This window comes from Novosphingobium sp. AP12, assembly GCF_000281975.1.
In the GTDB taxonomy this organism is placed as follows: Bacteria; Pseudomonadota; Alphaproteobacteria; order Sphingomonadales; family Sphingomonadaceae; genus Novosphingobium.
In genome coordinates this window covers 1-16,036 of sequence record NZ_AKKE01000024.1, presented here as the reverse complement: position 1 = coordinate 16,036, position 16,036 = coordinate 1, and the positions used below count along the sequence as shown (strand labels likewise).

Genomic DNA, 16,036 nt, shown 5'->3' with positions numbered 1-16,036 from the left:
TAGGATCTGGTGCTGACCTTCACCATTCGGGAAGACGGCTTCGCATGCCATCTGGCGGGGCGTGAAGTCTTGCGCAGCACGGCTGAACGCCCGGCTTTCGCGGTCGCCAGCGGGCAGCCCGACGTGCGCATGGTGCGCGGAAACTTCGCCATCGACGACGCTCCGACAGGGTACCTGGCGCTTGGTTTCGACCGGATGGAAGGAGGCTCGCTGCTGCTCTCCGCCACGCGCGGCGGGGCGCCTTTGCTGCGGCTGACGGCGCATGGCGATGCGCTGGAAGTCACCGCGCTGGACCCCGCCCTCGACCGCGTCTGGGTCGATCTTGTGGCAGAACCCGGCGAGCACGTCTGGGGCGGCGGGGAGCAGATGAGCTACCTCGATCTTTCCGGCCGCCGCTTCCCGATCTGGACCAGCGAGCCCGGCGTGGGGCGCGACAAGTCGACCGAGCTGACCCGCCTGATGGACGAGCAGGGCATGGCCGGCGGCGACTACTGGTGGACCAACTACCCGCAGCCGACCTTTCTGTCCTCACGCATCTACGCCTGCCACCTCTCCAGCAGCGCCTATTCCGTGCTCGATTTCACCGATGCAGCGCGCCACCGGATCGAGGTATGGGAAGGCGCGTTCACTCTCGAATTCTTCGCCGCCGACGACATGCCTGCCTTGGTGGGCGCGCTCTCGACGCGCTTCGGGCGCCAGCCGGCGCTCCCCGACTGGGCGATCGGCGGCGCCATCGTCGGGCTCAAGGAAGGCGACGCCAGTTTCGCCCGGCTCGAGCGGATCATGGCGGCTGGCGCGGAAGTCTCGGGCCTGTGGTGCGAGGACTGGATCGGCATCCGCCAGACTAGCTTCGGGCGCCGCCTGTTCTGGGACTGGTCGTGGAACGAGGCTCGCTACCCCGACCTTCCCGGCCGCATCGCCGCACTGGCGGAGCGCGGCGTCCGGTTCCTTGGCTACGTGAACCCTTACCTCGCCAACGACGGCGTGCAGTACCAGGAGGCGCTCGCGGGCGGCCATCTCGCGCTGCGGCAGAACAGCGACGAGCCCTACCTCGTCGACTTCGGTGAGTTCGACTGCGGCGTGGTGGACTTCACCAACCCCGCCAGCCTCGACTGGTTCGCCGAGCGGGTGATCGGGCGCGAAATGCTCGACTTCGGCCTGTCAGGCTGGATGGCGGACTTCGGCGAGTACCTGCCGGTGGACCTGCGCCTCCACGACGGCAGCGACCCGATGCTGATGCACAACCGCTGGCCGGTGCTCTGGGCCGAGGCGAACGCCCGCGCGATCGCATCACGCGAGAAGACGGGCGAGGCAGTGTTCTTCATGCGCGCGGGGTTCTCCGGCGTGCAGGCGTTCTGCCCGCTGCTCTGGGCGGGCGACCAGTCGGTCGACTTCACGCGGCACGACGGGATCAATACCGTGCTGACCGCCGCGCTGTCGGCGGGGCTGGTCGGCAATGCCTATTCGCATAGCGACGTGGGCGGCTACACCAGCCTCCACGGCAACGTGCGGACCGCCGACCTGATGATGCGCTGGTTCGAACTCGGCGCGTTCTCGCCGGTCATGCGCAGCCACGAGGGCAACCGCCCGGACGACAACCTCCAGATCGATTCCAGCGACGAACTGCTCGCCCAGTTCGCGGCCATGTCGCGCGTCCACAAGGCCCTCGCGCCTTATGTGCGCCACCTCAGCGACCAGGCGGTCGCGACCGGACTGCCGGTGCAGCGCCCGCTGTTCCTGCATTACTTCGAGGACGCGCTGTTCGCCGTGCAGGATCAGTACCTCTACGGCGCCGACATGCTGGTCGCCCCGGTGGTCGAGGCCCAGGTCGCCGCTCGCGATGTCATCCTCCCTGGCGACGAGCCCTGGCGCCACCTGTGGTCGGGCGAGGACTTCGCGCCCGGCACGCACACGGTTCCCGCGCCCTACGGCCAGCCGCCGGTGTTCTACCGCCCCTCGAGCGCCTTCGCCCCCCTCTTCGCATCGCTTGCCCAGGGATGAGCGAGCGCTCCAACATCAAGGACGTCTCGGCGCTCGCCGGGGTCTCGGTGAAGACCGTCAGCCGGGTGCTGAACGGCCACCGCTACGTCAGCGCGGACACCAAGGAGCGTGTCGAGAAGGCGATGCGCGACCTGGAGTTCAAGCCCAGCATCGCCGCTCGCATCCTGGCGGGCACCAAGTCGGGCCAGATCGCGCTGATCTACGACAACCACAGCCCCTACTACATGAACCAGATCCAGATGGGCTGCTGGGAGGGCTGCCAACAGGCCGGAATGCGGCTGCTGGCCCAGCCGGTCGACGTGACCGACCCCACCGTGGGCGACCAGGTGCGCGGGCTCGTGACCGAGACGCATGTCGACGGCGTGATCCTCTCCTCCCCGGTCACGGACTGCGTGGCGGTGCTGAAAGCACTGGACGGCATGGACATTCCTTTCGTGCGGATCTCGCCCGGCACCAACCATGCGATGACCTCGTCGGTGTTCATGGACGACGCGCAGGCCGCCGACGACATGACCACCTACCTCATCAACAAGGGCCACCGGGTGATCGGCTTCGTCCGAGGCCACCCCAATCACATGGCGTCCGAAGAGCGCCTGTTCGGTTACCGCCGCGCGCTCGACCGCGCCGGGATCGCCTATGAGCCCGCCCTTGTCGCCCCCGGCGAGTTCGACTTCGACAGCGGCGTGGCGGCGGCGCGGCGGTTCCTGAAGCGTGCGCGCCGACCCACCGCCATCTTCGCCAGCAACGACGACATGGCCGCCGGTGTCCTCTCCGTCGCGCACGACATGGGGCTCGACGTGCCGCGCGATCTTTCGGTCGCGGGCTTCGACGACACCACGCTGGCGCGCATGGTCTGGCCGCAGCTCACCACCATCCGCCAGCCCACCCGCGAACTGGCGCTGGCCGCCACGCAGCTGCTGCTCGAAGGCGTGCAGCTGACCCACCGCCGCCTTCCCCACGACCTCGTCGAGCGCGCTTCGGTCGCGACCATCAACCCCGATATCCTCCCCTGACAGGACATTTTTCATGGACCTCCTCCCCCTCCCCGAAAGTCGCCGCCCGCTGGGCAAGAGCGGCATCACCGTATCGGCCCTCGCCTGGGGCAACTGGCGCCTGTGCGGCGATGACGTCGGTGCGGTGGTCAGGCTGCTGCACGCCGCGCTCGACGCCGGGATCGACCTGATCGACACCGCCGACATCTACGGCCCCGACAACGACGAGCCTTTCGGCGCATCGGAAGCGCTGCTGGGCCGCGCCCTCGCCGCCGAGCCGGGTTTGCGGGACAAGCTGGTGATCGCCACCAAGGGCGGCATCTCGATGGGCGTGCCCTACGATTCGGGCGCGGCCTACCTCGCCTCCGCCATCGACGCCTCGCTGAAGCGCCTCGGCACCGACCACGTCGAGCTGTGGCAGATCCACCGTCCCGACATCCTCACGCACCCTTCCGAAATCGCCAAGGCCATCGACGAAGCCCACAAGGCGGGCAAGATCCGCAGCTTCGGCGTCTCCAACTTCACCGCCGCGCAGATCGCCACGCTGCAGCAGTTCCTGACGCTGCCGATCGTCTCGACCCAGCCGGAACTGTCGCCGCTCAAGCTCGCCCCGATCGAGAACGGAGAGCTGGACCAGGCGATCGCGATGGACATGGCGGTGCTCGCATGGTCGCCGCTGGGCGGCGGGCGCATCGCCGCGCCCAAGGACAAGCGCGCACTGGAAGTCGCCGCTGAACTTGACGCGGTGGCCGGGGAATTCGGCGTGTCGCGCACCGCGGCCGCCTATAGCTGGATCATGGCGCACCCCGCGCGCCCGATCCCCATCATCGGTTCACAGAAGGCAGAGCGGATCGCGGAAGGCGCCGACGCACTCAAGGTCCGCTGGACCCGGGCGCGTTGGTACGCGGTACTGGTCGCCGCAAAAGGAGAGCCCCTGCCATGACGGCAAACACCATGATCGACGGCCTGAAGGACCTGCCCAAAACGTGTGAAGTCAGCTGGTTCTCGGCGCTCTGCGACGACGACTACGAGTTCCTCGGCCAGCCCGATCCCATGCTGGCGTCGAGTTGGGAGCATTGCCGCAACATCGTGATGCAGGCGGAAAAGGGCGGGTTCGACAACATCCTGCTCCCCTCCGGCTATGCGCTGGGGATCGACACCACCATGTTCGCGGGCGCCATCGCCCCGATGACGGAAACGATCCGCCTGCTCTGGGCGCTGCGCATGGGCGAGGACTGGCCGCCGCAGCTGGCGCGCCGCATCGCCACGCTCGACCGCATCCTGGGCGGACGGCTGACCGTCAACATCATCTCGTCCGACCTTCCGGGCGAGAAGCTGGACAGCCGCGCCCGCTACCAGCGCACGCTCGAGGTCATGCAGATCCTCAAGATCATGCTGAACGGCGAGCACCTCAAGTACGAGGGCGAGTTCTACAACCTCGACCTGCCCCCGGCGCGCATCTCGACCGTCTCGGGCAAGTGCCCGCCGCTCTACTTCGGTGGCCTCTCCGAAGACGCGCGCGAAGCGGCGGCCAAGGCCTGCGACGTCTACCTCATGTGGCCCGACACCATGGACAACGTCCGCGAGATCATCGCCGACATGACCGCCCGCGCGAACAAGTACGGCCGCACTCTCAAGTTCGGCTACCGCGCCCACGTCATCGTCCGCGAGACCGAGGACGAGGCCCGCACCTACGCCGACCGCCTGCTGTCCAAGCTGGACGACGAGGCCGGCGAGGCGATCCGCAAGAAGTCGCTCGACAGTGCCAGCGTCGGCGTGACGCGGCAGGCGGAACTGCGCTCGGCAGCGGGCGGAGACGGCTTCGTCGAGGACAACCTGTGGACCGGCATCGGCCGTGCCCGCTCGGGCTGCGGCGCGGCGATCGTCGGCGATCCCGACCAGGTCCTCGCCAAGCTGCAGGCCTACCAGGCCGAGGGCATCGATGCCTTCATCCTCTCAGGCTACCCCCACGCGGCGGAAGCGGACCTGTTCTCGCGCCATGTGCTGCCCCGCATCCACCATGCACCGCTGACCCTGTAAGACCGGCAAGAACGCATGGACCGCTTCGATTCCCTGCTGGCCGGAACGATCGCCCGCAGGCGTCTCCTCGCCGGCGGCGCCCTCGGCATCGCGGCGAGCACGGCCGCGCTGGCGCAGGGCAGCGGGCGGTTCATGCGGCTGGCGATGGCGGGCGGCATGGAAAGCCGCCCCCTCGCCTCCGACTTACCCGGCAAGGGCGAGATGATCGTCCTGCGAAACCGGCCGCCGCTGCTGGAGACGCCGATGAGCGTGTTCGACGAAAGCGTCTTCACGCCCAACGACCGCTTCTTCGTGCGTTGGCACTGGGCGGACATTCCACTCAGCGTCGATGCCGAGGCGTTCCGCCTGACGATCACCGGCGGTAAGCGCCCCGTCTCGCTCTCGCTGGCCGACCTGCTGAAGCTGCCGCGCATTTCCTACGCGGCGGTCAACCAGTGCTCGGGCAACAGCCGCGGCCTGTTCGACCCGCGCGTGCCCGGCGCGCAGTGGGGGCACGGGGCGATGGGCAATGCCCGCTGGGAAGGCGTGGCGCTCAGGGCCCTGCTGGACGCGGCGGGCGTAGGCCCCGGGGCGAAGTCCGTCGGTTTTGGTGGGCTAGACCGGCCGCTGACCGAGGTCGATCCGTTCGAGAAATCGCTCGCCCTCGATCACGCGATGGACGGCGAGGTCATGGTCGCCTTCGCGATGAACGGCGAGCAGTTGCCGCTTCTCAACGGCTTCCCGTTGCGGCTGATCGTGCCGGGCTGGTATTCGACTTACTGGGTCAAGGCGCTCAATCACATCGACCTGATGAGCGGGCCGGACGAGAACTACTGGATGGCCAAGGCCTACCAGATCCCCGACGCGCCCGGCGCGGACGTGCCGCCCGGCACCTCGACTTTCCCCAAGACGCCGATCTCTGCGATGAACCCGCGCTCGTGGATCACCAATATCGAGGAAGGCTCCCGCCTGCCGCACCGCCGCCACCTGCCCGTGGGCGGCATCGCCATGGGCGGCGACCGGAGCGTCAGCCGCGTCGAGGTCTCGGGCGACGGCGGCCGGACCTGGCGCGACGCACGGCTGGGCCCTGACGAGGGGCGCTACAGCTTCCGCCGCTTCGACGCCCGGATGCCGCTCGACGCGACGGGTCGGCATGTGCTGATGAGCCGCTGCACCAGCTCGGACGGCGTCGTCCAGCCGATGAAGGCGAACTGGAATCCTGGCGGCTACATGCGCGGCTGCGTCGAAGCCCTGCGGATCGAGACGGCCTGATGCGGCGGCGCGCCTCTCTCGCCGCGCTCGGCCTAGCCCTTCTGGCCGCCTGCGGTCCCCAGCCGGACAAGTCCGCGAAGTCAGTGGGCGAGGAGAGGGAGCCCATGCCCGCCCCGCTCACGGCCATTCAATCGTCCAGCATCACGCTGCCAACGGACGAGCAGACTTTCGGCGCGGGGCAGGACGCGGCCTTGCTCGACCGCTCGTGCCTCGCCTGCCATTCGGCCTCGATGATCCTCTACCAGCCGCCGCTCACCCGCAAGCAGTGGACCGCCACCGTCGACAAGATGCGCGAGGCCTACCGCGCTCCGATCGAGGCTCGTGACACCGAGGCCATCGTCGATGCCCTCATGGCGAAGGCGCCCTCCAGCAGATGATCCGGCGAAGCTAGTCCGCCGGCGCGGCGTCGGACTCGCGGGAGATGAGCTCGAAGGCCATCTGAGTGTGCCGGGGCGCGAACTGCCGGCCATCGCGGCGTGTGCGGATGTCCTCGACCAGTTGCATCACCGCCGCGCGCGACATGTCGGCGATGGGCTGGCGGATCGTCGTCAGTTCGGGCCAGGTCGTCGTGGCCTGCGGGGCGTCGTCGAAACCCACCACGGTGAGATCACGCGGCACGTCGAGCCCCATGCGATGCGCCACCGAAACGACCGCCGCCGCCATGTCGTCGTTGCTGGCGAAGATCGCTGTCGGGCGCTCGGCCTGCTCCAGCAGGAGATGCGCCGCGTCCAGGCCGGAGCGATAGGTGAAAAGCCCATGCGCCATCAGCGCCGGGTCCGAAACCAGCCCGGCCTCGCGCAAGGCATCGAGATAGCCGTAGAGGCGTAGCGAGGAGGCGGTCTGGTCCGGGTTGCCGGAGATAAAGCCGATCCGCCGGTGGCCCAGCGCGATCAGATGGCGCGTCATCGCCGCCGCCGCCGCGCGGTCGTCGATGTTGACGGATGACAGGAAGATCGCCGGTCGCCCCGACGCCACCGCAACGCCCGGCACTTCGGCCTCCTGCAGCAGGGCGTGGATGTCCTCTGCATCGCAGAGCGGCGGCGGCAGGATCACGCCATCGATGCCGCTGTCGATCAGGCGCTCGACGGTGTCGCGCCGCTCGTCTTCCTTCTCGCAGAGCTGGACCACGAGCTGCACGTTCGAGCGCGCCGCCTGGTCGAGGCTGCCGACGAGGAACTCGTTGAGGTAACCCGCGCTGGGGTTGCTGTAGAGCAGGCCGATGCGGATTTCGCTCGCGGCGGCAAGATTGCGGGCCGCCGCGCTGGGCGAGTAGTTGAGCGCCTTGATCGCCACGTTGACGCGCTCGCGCGTTTCGTCGCGGACGTTGGCCTTGCCGTTCATCACCCGCGAAACCGTCATCAGCGACACGCCCGCCTCGCGCGCGACGTCGGAGATGGTCGCCCCTGCGCGCGATCGGCGCGAGGACCGGGGCGACGTCCGCGGCGGCTTCGGCGATCCGTCGATGTCGTCAGCCACTCTTGTTCTCCTGCCCTGCGACCCCGCTGCTACCTCGCCCGCAAGGCGCTTGCAATGTGACCTGGCGAAGATGGTGCGATCAGGCGGCCTGCTGCATCGCGCTTCCTGCCCGCTCGTCGAACGCATGGCGCGCTTGTTCCACGTCGCCCAGGTTGGCCATGGTCCATTCGTAGAGCGCCTTGAACGGCACCTGCAGGGAGCGGCCGAGCGGCGAAATCTCGTATTCCACGCCCACCGGCGACACCGGGATGATCCGCCGCGTGAGCAGCCCGTTGCGCTCCAGCCGGCGCAGGCATTGCGTCAGCGCCTTCTGGGTCACGCCTTCCAGGTGCCGCTTGATCGCGTTGAACCGCATCGGCCCCGCATCGAGCACGGTCAGGACCATCATCGACCACTTGTCGGCGATCTGGTCGAACAGCACACGGCTGGGGCAATCGACGTGGAAATGCTGGCACTCTGTCATGAAGGTTTCCCCGGGTATACCTAGGCGACTGAAGGTGCGTCATTGACGCTAGGTTTACAGAGTATACCTAAGGCGTACTCATTTCAATGGAGTTCCCCCCGCGTGACAGCCTCTTCCGTCGATACCTTGTTCCGTCCCTTCGCCATCGGCTCGCTCGAACTGCCCAACCGCATCGTCATGGCCCCCATGACGCGCGGCTTCGCGCCCGAGGGCGTGCCCGGCGAAGCGCAGGCCGCCTATTACCGCAGGCGGGCGGAGGGCGGCGTCGGCCTGATCCTGTCCGAAGGCACCGTCATCGACCGTCCGGCCTCGCGCAACCTCCCGGGCATTCCGCTGTTCCACGGCGAACCGGCTCTGGCGGGCTGGAAGCAGGTCATCGACGCGGTTCACGGCGCGGGCGGCAAGATGGGACCACAGATCTGGCACACCGCCTCGACCGTCGGCTCGCCGGACTGGTCCCCCGAAGCGCCGGTCGAGAGCCCGTCCGGCCTGCTCGCCCCCGGCACCCCGCGCGGCAAGGCGATGAGCGAGGAAGACATCGCCGACACCGTCGCAGCCTTCGCCAGCGCGGCGGCAGATGCGAAGCGCCTCGGCTTCGACACGGTCGAGCTGCACGGCGCCCACGGCTACCTGATCGACCAGTTCTTCTGGACCGGCACCAACGAGCGCACCGACCGTTACGGCGGCGCCACCATCCGTGAGCGTTCGCGCTTCGCCGCCGAAGTCGTCGCGGCAGTGCGCGCGGCGGTCGGGCCGGACTATCCGCTCATCCTGCGCCTCAGCCAGTGGAAGCAGCAGGACTACGCCGCCCGCCTTGCCGAGACGCCCGACCTCATGGCCGACTGGCTGCAACCGCTCGTCGATGCCGGCGCCAACGTGCTCCACTGTTCGCAGCGCCGTTTCTGGGAGCCGGAGTTCGCCGAGATCGACGGCGAGGATGGCCTGAACTTCGCGGGCTGGGCCAAGAAGCTGACCGGCGCCACCACCATCAGCGTAGGCTCGGTCGGCCTCTCGGGCGAATTCCTGGCGGCCTTCAGCGGCGAAAGCTCGGGCTCGACGAGCCTTCGCGGCCTGGTCGAGCGCATGGAGCGCGACGAGTTCGACCTCGTCGCCGTCGGCCGGGCGCTGATCAGCGACCCGCAGTGGGTCGCCAAGGTCCGCGCCGGCGACGTCGATGGCCTGCGCGGCTTCGACGCGGCCTCGCTGGGCGAACTGGTCTGAGTGCAATCCCTGCCCGGGGCGTCCACAGGCGCTCCGGGACTGGAATAGCTACGTTTCCATCGCGAGCCGCGCGCGCAGTGCCTCCTCGGTGAGGATGACGATCGCCGCTCCCAGACCCTGCAGTTCCCGCGCCTTGCGATGCGGCGGGCTCGACTCGAACCAGCGGCCATAAGGCTGCCTGGTGGCGATCACCAGCATCGTCGTGGTTGCCCCCACCGAGGCCGCGACGCGCGCGCCCGCACCCGCCAGCAGATGCGCCAGCGGACCGTCCCGCGCCTCGCCGAGAATGGCTATGCGTTCGCCCTTGAGCGGTCCTTCCGGCGCGGCGGGCGGCACCTTGGGCTTTGCGGCCGACGGCTTGGCCATCCAACCCTGCAGGTCGATTCCGGTGTGTTCCATGGCCCGGACGATCACCATCCCGGCGGCGCGGGCATCGCTCAGCGCATCGTGATGGCGGTGCTCGATGCCCAGGAAACGTGACAGCACGTTGAGACGGTGGCTGCTCAGCTGCGGCCACGCGCGCTTGGCGACGCCGACGCTGTCGAGCCACCTGGTTTCTATCGCGGGGCGCTCGCCGATCCGGCATGCGGCTGCAAGCGCGCCTTTGTCGAACCACGAGTGCGCCACGGTGATGCGCCCGCTCAGGTGGCTGTCGACGGTGGCATGGATGTCGGCGAACGTCGGCTGGCCGGCGCAGTGCCGCGCGGTGATCCCGTGGATGCCGATGTTGAACGAGGAGAACTCGTCGCACGGATCGACCAGCGTCTCGTAGGCGAAGACCTCCTGCCCGCCCCGAAATCCGACGATGCCGATCTGGCAGATGCTGCTGACCCGCGAGCAGGCGGTCTCCACGTCGACGACTACGAAATCGGGTGCGTCAGGGTCTGCCGGCTGGTGATCTGCAAGCGTCGGCGCGGGATTCGAGGCGATCATTCCCGCCACATAGCAAGCCAGCCTGTCGGGCGCGAGCCCCGAGCGCCGCGGAACCGGCGCGTCGGGTGTGGCCTCATGGCCACTCTCAGCCAAAATTGTCGATCGTCACTTGCGATTGCCTCGCAATATCTTCTAGGCGCTCGACCAAGAGGACGACGTTCTAAGGGGAACCGAGATGAGCCATATTCGCAAGATCGCACTGTGCAGCGCCGCCTGGGTCATGCCCGCGCTGGTGCTTGCAAGCGGCCATGCCCGCGCCGCCGAGGCCGACGCCGCAGCCGACGCCCCGGCGGAACACGACGCCGACCGTATCGTCGTCACCGGCACGCGCGAGGAGAAGTTCGCGGGTCTCAAGACCGAAACGCCGCTCATCGAGACCCCGCAGCCACTGACCGTCATTACCTCGGAGCAGTACCTGTCGCAGGGCGCGATCAGCATCAGCGACACGGTGAAGTACGCCGCCGGCGTCACTGCCAACGCCTACGGCCGCGACACGCGCGTCGACGGCTTCGTGATCCGCGGCATCGATGCCCTCCAGTTCCGCGACGGCATGCGCGACATCTTTAGCTATTACGCCAGCATCACCTCGGACCCGTACAACTTCTCGCGCGTCGAGATCGTGCGCGGGCCGGCCTCGGTGCTGTTCGGCCAGGGCTCGATCGGCGGCCTCGTCAACCTCGTGTCCAAGACCCCGACTTTCGAGACGCGCGGCGAGATCAGCGCGACCTACGGCAGCTACGACCGCAAGGAAGTCATGGGTGACGTCAATGTCGCGCTCACCGACACGCTGGCGATCCGCGCCGTAGGCCGCGCCCGCGATGCGGACACTTACGTCGACCACGTCCCCGACGACCGCGTGTTCTTCGCGCCGTCCATCCGCTGGCAGCCGACGCCGGACACCGACGTCACCCTGACCGGCCTCTACCAGGAAGACGACAGCGGCTCGACCTCGCAGTTCCTGCCGATCGTCGGCACGTTCCTGCCCAACCCCAACAATGCGCAGCAGCTCGACCGCTTCGCCTTCGTCGGCAAGCCCGGCTGGGACCGCTACGACGGCCGCTCGCTGCAGGGCGGCGGCAGCATCACCCATAGCTTCGGCGACAACGTGAAGCTGAGCCTCAAGGCGCGCTACATCGACAGCGACCTCAGCTATTTCACCCACTACGCCGACAGCTACAGCAACCCGACCAACCCCTACCTCGACCCGGCGGGCCGCCTGATCGGCCTTTACAGCGACGCCAGCATCGCGCGGATGAACGTCTTCTCGACCGACAACAACCTGCAGTTCAAGTTCGGCACCGGCGCCAACATCGAGCATACCCTGCTCGTCGGCGTCGACTACAGCTGGAACAAGGTGCGCAAGCGCGGCGGCTTCGGCTACGAAGTGGTGGACCTCTACGACATCGACTACGACGCGCTCACCACGCCGGACATCGCGCCCGACTTCACGGCGGAATCGCAGAAGCAGCTCGGCGTCTACGTGCAGGACCAGATCCGCTTCTACGACCGCGTCTCGATCGTGCTGGGCGCGCGCCGCGACCGGGTCGAGACAAGGGGCGGCGGCGTCGACAAGGCGACCACCTTCCGCGCCGGCATCATCGGCGAGATCGGCGCCAACATCTCGCCCTTCTTCAGCTACACCGAAAGCTTCCTGCCGATCGCCGGCACGACCGGCGACGGCGAATTCTTCAAGCCGCAGACCGGCCGCCAGTTCGAGGCGGGCGTGAAGTGGCAGCCGGACCTCAACACGCTGGTCACCGTCACCGCGTTCCACATCAAGGAATCGGGCCGCCCCATCTCCGGGCCGGGCACGGGTGTGACCCAGGCGGGCCAGCTGACCACCAAGGGCATCGAATTCGAGGCCAGCCGGACGCTTCCGGGCGACTTCGAACTGCTGCTGAACTACGGCTACAACAAGCTCGTCTCGAACGACACGCCGTTCTTCGACTATCTCCCGCGCGAGACCGCATCGGCCTGGACGACCAAGACCATCGGCCTGGGTGAAGGGCCGAAGCTGCGCCTCGGCGGCGGCGTGGTCTATACCGGAAAGCGCCGCTCGGTGGGCTCCACCTGGACGATCGTGACGCCGTCGAACACCACAGTCGACGCGCTGGCCGAGGTGACCTGGGAGAACTGGCGCTTCACCGTCAATGCCACCAACCTGCTGAACGAGAAGTTCTACGCCTCGTGCCTCAGCCGCGGCGACTGCTTCATGGGCGCCCCGCGCAACGTCATGGGCACGGTCGGCTTCCGGTTCTGACGATCAGGGCGGCCCCTCGCAGGCGGAGGGGCCGTTCCGTCAGGCCGGGACCGGCACCACATCGGCCGGCGCGAGGTCATGCCTGCGAGCCTTCTCGCCCTCGCCGTCCGGCCTGATGCGGAACCAGATGGCGTAGAGCGCGGGCAGGAAGATCAGCGTCAGCACGGTGCCGCCCAGCGTCCCGCCGATCAACGTATAGGCGAGCGAGCCCCAGAACACCGAGGTCGTCAGCGGGATGAACGCCAGTATCGCCGCCAACGCCGTCAGGATCACCGGCCGCGCGCGCTGCACGGTCGCCTCCACCACGGCGTGATAGGGATCGAGCCCGTCCGCCTCGTTGCTGTGGATCTGCCCGATCAGGATCAGCGTGTTGCGCATCAGGATGCCCGCCAGCCCGATCAACCCGAGGATCGAGTTGAACCCGAACGGCTGCCCGAACGCCAGCAGCGTCGGCACCACGCCCACGAGCCCCAGCGGCGCCGTTGCCACCACCATCGCCATCGCCGAGAAGCTGCGGACCTGGAAGATGATGACCGTCAGCATCAGCGCGATCATGATCGGGAACACCGCCGCCAGCGCCGCATTGGCCTTGCCCGCCTCCTCGATCGCGCCCGCCGTGTCGATGTGATAGCCGGCGGGTAGCTTCGCCCGCAGCGGCTCGAGCGCCTTTTCCATCGCCATCGACACCTCAGGCGGTTGCAGGCCTTCGGCGATATCGCCGCGCACGGTGATCGTCGGCACGCGGTCGCGGCGGCGCATGATCGGGTCCTCCATGCGCACTTCCATCCGGCCCAGCTGCGCCACGGGAACGTGCTGCCCCTGCTCGCCGATCAGCGTGAAGCCGCCGATCTTCGCGGGATCGAGCCGCTCCGCCCCGCTGCTGCGGGCCACCACGTCGACAGTGCGGATATCCTCGCGCACCTGGCTAACGGTCGTGCCGGTCAGCCGGAACTGCAACTGTTCGCTCGCACCTTGCGAGGTCAGGCCGATTGCGCGCAGCCGGTCCTGGTCGAGCACGAAATGCATCGTCGGCACCCGCTCGCCCCAGTCGGTGTTGACCTGCCGCATCTCAGGGCTTGCCAGCATGACCCGGCGCACATCCTCGGCGATCGCCTGGACCTTGGCCTGGTCCGGCCCGGCGACGCGGAAGGCCACCGGGAACGGCGAATAGGGCCCGAACACCAGCTGCGTCGCCCGCACCCGCGCCTCGGGAGCGAGCCCGTCGGCCACCACCCGCCGCACCCGCAGCTTCAGCGCCTCTCGCGAGGCCTCGTCGGGCGTGCGGATGACGATCTTGGCGAAAGACGGATCGGGAAGCTCGGGCGCCATGGCGAGGAAGAAGCGCGGCGCGCCCTGACCGACGTAGGCCGTGACGATCTGCGCCTCGGGCTGCTTCTTGAGCCACGCCTCGACCTTGGCGGTGGCGGCGCTGGTCTGCTCGATGCTGGTACCCTCGGGCATCTGCACTTCGACCAGCACTTCGGGCCGGTCGGAAGTCGGGAAGAACTGCTGCTTCACCGCGCCCATGCCCAGCACGGCGATGACGAAGGCCCCGACCACCGCGCCCGCGACCGTCCACTTGCGCCGGATCACGCCCGACAGGATGCGGCGCAGGCGATTGTAGCGCGGCGTGTCGTAGATCGCCGCATGGCCGCCCTCCACCCGCTTGATGTCGGGCAGCAGCTTGACACCAAGGTAGGGCGTGAAGGCCACCGCGACGATCCACGAGGTGATCAGCGCGAAGCCGACGATCCAGAAGATGTTGCCCGCATATTCGCCCGCGCTCGACTTCGCGAACCCCACCGGCATGAGCCCGATCACCGTCACCAGCGTTCCGGCCAGCATCGGCGCGGCGGTATGGCTCCAGGCGTAGGTCGCGGCGGTCAGGCGGTCGATGCCTTCCTCCATCTTCACGACCATCATCTCGATGGCGATGATGGCGTCGTCCACCAGCAGGCCGAGCGCGAGGATCAGCGCGCCGAGCGTGATGCGGTCGAACTCGCGCCCCGTCGCCATCATGATGACGAATACCGTCGCCAGCGTCAGCGGCACGGCGGCGGCCACCACGATCCCCACGCGCCAGCCCATCGAGATCAGGCACACCGCCATGACGACCGCCAGCGCGACGAAGAACTTGAGCATGAACTCGCCCACCGCCTCCTGGATGTTGACGGATTGGTCGGTAACCTTGGTGAGCGAGAGGCCGAGAGGCAGTTCGCCGCCGATCTTGCCGACCTCCGCGTCGAGCGCCTTGCCGAGGTCCAGCCCGTTCCAGCGGTCGCGCTTGACGACGCCGAGCAGCAGCGCAGGCTCGCCTTCATGGCGCACGATGAACGTCGCCGGGTCCTCGTAGCCGCGCCTGACCTCGGCGATATCGGACAGCCGCAAGGTGCGGCCCTGCGCGACGATCGGGATGGCGCGAATGGCGTCCAGCCCGTCGAACGCGCCGTCGAGCCGCACGACGACCTGCGGTCCCTTCGCCTCGATCGAACCCGCCGGCGTCACCAGGTTCTGCGCCGCCAGCGCCGAGAGTATGTCGCGCGGATTGACGCCCAGCGTGGCGAGCCGCGCCTGCGAGAACTCGACGAAGATGCGTTCCGGCTGTTCGCCGATGATGTTGACCTTGCGCACGCCGGGAACGTGCAGCAGCCGCTGCCGCAGGGTCTCCGCCTCCCGCGCGAGGACGCTCAGCGGCTCGCCCTTGGCCTTCAGCGCATAGAGCGCGAACGTGACGTCGGAATACTCGTCGTTGACGAAGGGCCCGGCCACGCCGCGCGGCAGCTTCGATGCCTCGTCCGCCAGCTTCTTGCGCGCTTCGTAGAATTCGTTCGGCACCGCTTCGGGCGGCGTCATGTCCTTCAAGGTCAGGGTGGTGAAGGCGAGGCCGGGCCGCGTGAAGGTTTCCGAGCGGTCGTACCAGGCCAGCTCCTGAAGCCGCTTTTCCAGCGGCTCGGCCACCTGGTCCTGCATTTCCTGCGCGGTGGCGCCGGGCCATGCGGTGACGACCGTCAGCACCTTGACCGTGAAGGCCGGGTCCTCGGCGCGGCCAAGGCTGAGGAAGGCGAACAGCCCCGCCAGCGACATCGCAATGATGAGGAACAGCGTGATCGCCCGCTGGCGCACGGCCAGCGCGGACAAGTTGAAGCCGCTCATCGCGCGGCGACCGGGGCGGCGGTGCGCACCTGCTCACCTTCGCGCAGCAGATGCGCGCCGAGCGAAACGAAGCGCTCGCCGCTCCTCAGGCCGCCGGAAAGGCGGGCCGTCTCGGTGCCAAGGCCGGCAACCTTCACCTTGCGCCAATGGACGCGGTCCTTGGTATCCAGCACCCAGACGCCGGGTCCGCTCCCCGGGTCGTGCAGTGCGCCGAGCGGCACTTCGAGGCTGGCGGGAGCCGCGCCT

Annotated in this window: 12 protein-coding genes and 1 pseudogene; 8 read left to right on the top strand and 5 right to left on the bottom strand. The window is 68.3% G+C overall.

Annotated elements, in window-relative coordinates:
* Positions 1–9 precede the first annotated feature (9 nt).
* The 6 genes from PMI02_RS04980 to PMI02_RS04955 all read left to right on the top strand — a co-directional run bounded on the left by PMI02_RS04980 (position 10) and on the right by PMI02_RS04955 (position 6,661).
* Positions 10–2,001 carry an alpha-glucosidase gene (locus tag PMI02_RS04980; RefSeq protein ID WP_007679624.1) on the top strand — a complete coding sequence of 664 codons (1,992 nt, stop codon included), beginning with the start codon at positions 10–12 and terminating at the stop codon, positions 1,999–2,001.
* Positions 1,998–3,014 carry a LacI family DNA-binding transcriptional regulator gene (locus PMI02_RS04975; protein ID WP_007679622.1) on the top strand — a complete coding sequence of 339 codons (1,017 nt, stop codon included), beginning with the start codon at positions 1,998–2,000 and terminating at the stop codon, positions 3,012–3,014. The genes PMI02_RS04980 and PMI02_RS04975 overlap by 4 nt, the downstream gene beginning before the upstream one ends.
* 13 nt (positions 3,015–3,027) lie before the next feature.
* Positions 3,028–3,936, top strand: coding sequence for an aldo/keto reductase family oxidoreductase (locus PMI02_RS04970; RefSeq protein ID WP_007679619.1), 909 nt, complete (start codon positions 3,028–3,030; stop codon positions 3,934–3,936).
* Positions 3,933–5,033, top strand: a complete 1,101-nt coding sequence (locus tag PMI02_RS04965; protein WP_007679618.1) for an LLM class flavin-dependent oxidoreductase — start codon at positions 3,933–3,935, stop codon at positions 5,031–5,033. Before PMI02_RS04970 ends, PMI02_RS04965 begins: the two co-directional genes overlap by 4 nt.
* 15 nt (positions 5,034–5,048) lie before the next feature.
* A complete protein-coding gene (locus tag PMI02_RS04960) occupies positions 5,049–6,284 on the top strand; it encodes a molybdopterin-dependent oxidoreductase (protein WP_007679616.1) in 1,236 nt (411 codons plus the stop codon).
* A gap of 104 nt (positions 6,285–6,388) precedes the next feature.
* A complete protein-coding gene (locus PMI02_RS04955; protein WP_157222385.1) occupies positions 6,389–6,661 on the top strand; it encodes a cytochrome c in 273 nt (90 codons plus the stop codon).
* 10 nt (positions 6,662–6,671) lie between these two features.
* On the opposite strand, the gene PMI02_RS04950 is transcribed toward PMI02_RS04955, so the two are convergent.
* Together PMI02_RS04950 and PMI02_RS04945 are read right to left on the bottom strand one after the other, a co-directional pair.
* Entirely contained in the window at positions 6,672–7,760 is a 1,089-nt protein-coding gene (locus PMI02_RS04950) for a LacI family DNA-binding transcriptional regulator (RefSeq protein ID WP_007679610.1), read from the bottom strand.
* 79 nt (positions 7,761–7,839) lie between these two features.
* Entirely contained in the window at positions 7,840–8,223 is a 384-nt protein-coding gene (locus tag PMI02_RS04945; RefSeq protein WP_007679609.1) for a helix-turn-helix domain-containing protein, read from the bottom strand.
* Between the two features lie 102 nt (positions 8,224–8,325).
* Between PMI02_RS04945 and PMI02_RS04940 the strand changes: the two genes are divergently transcribed.
* Complete coding sequence (locus PMI02_RS04940) at positions 8,326–9,444, top strand: NADH:flavin oxidoreductase (protein WP_007679607.1); 1,119 nt, start codon at positions 8,326–8,328, stop codon at positions 9,442–9,444.
* 48 nt (positions 9,445–9,492) lie between these two features.
* Here PMI02_RS04940 and PMI02_RS04935 read toward each other — a convergent pair whose 3' ends face one another.
* Positions 9,493–10,377 carry an exonuclease domain-containing protein gene (locus PMI02_RS04935; protein ID WP_007679605.1) on the bottom strand — a complete coding sequence of 295 codons (885 nt, stop codon included), beginning with the start codon at positions 10,375–10,377 and terminating at the stop codon, positions 9,493–9,495.
* Positions 10,378–10,552: 175 nt separating this feature from the next.
* Between PMI02_RS04935 and PMI02_RS04930 the strand changes: the two genes are divergently transcribed.
* Entirely contained in the window at positions 10,553–12,637 is a 2,085-nt protein-coding gene (locus PMI02_RS04930) for a TonB-dependent siderophore receptor (RefSeq protein ID WP_007679603.1), read from the top strand.
* 39 nt (positions 12,638–12,676) lie between these two features.
* On the opposite strand, the gene PMI02_RS04925 is transcribed toward PMI02_RS04930, so the two are convergent.
* Together PMI02_RS04925 and PMI02_RS04920 are read right to left on the bottom strand one after the other, a co-directional pair.
* Positions 12,677–15,790 carry an efflux RND transporter permease subunit gene (locus tag PMI02_RS04925; protein ID WP_007679601.1) on the bottom strand — a complete coding sequence of 1,038 codons (3,114 nt, stop codon included), beginning with the start codon at positions 15,788–15,790 and terminating at the stop codon, positions 12,677–12,679.
* A pseudogene (locus PMI02_RS04920) lies at positions 15,787–16,036 on the bottom strand (efflux RND transporter periplasmic adaptor subunit); the annotation flags it as partial. The pseudogene PMI02_RS04920 and the gene PMI02_RS04925, both read right to left, overlap by 4 nt.

Bases quoted from the DNA above. Each gene is read 5' to 3' on its own strand.
- PMI02_RS04975 (WP_007679622.1), top strand. From the start codon at position 1,998: ATGAGCGAGCGCTCCAACATCAAGGACGTCTCGGCGCTCGCCGGGGTC.
- PMI02_RS04970 (WP_007679619.1), top strand. From the start codon at position 3,028: ATGGACCTCCTCCCCCTCCCCGAAAGTCGCCGCCCGCTGGGCAAGAGC.
- PMI02_RS04965 (WP_007679618.1), top strand. From the start codon at position 3,933: ATGACGGCAAACACCATGATCGACGGCCTGAAGGACCTGCCCAAAACG.
- PMI02_RS04960 (WP_007679616.1), top strand. From the start codon at position 5,049: ATGGACCGCTTCGATTCCCTGCTGGCCGGAACGATCGCCCGCAGGCGT.
- PMI02_RS04955 (WP_157222385.1), top strand. From the start codon at position 6,389: ATGCCCGCCCCGCTCACGGCCATTCAATCGTCCAGCATCACGCTGCCA.
- PMI02_RS04945 (WP_007679609.1), bottom strand. From the start codon at position 8,223: ATGACAGAGTGCCAGCATTTCCACGTCGATTGCCCCAGCCGTGTGCTG.
- PMI02_RS04935 (WP_007679605.1), bottom strand. From the start codon at position 10,377: ATGATCGCCTCGAATCCCGCGCCGACGCTTGCAGATCACCAGCCGGCA.
- PMI02_RS04930 (WP_007679603.1), top strand. From the start codon at position 10,553: ATGAGCCATATTCGCAAGATCGCACTGTGCAGCGCCGCCTGGGTCATG.
- PMI02_RS04925 (WP_007679601.1), bottom strand. From the start codon at position 15,790: ATGAGCGGCTTCAACTTGTCCGCGCTGGCCGTGCGCCAGCGGGCGATC.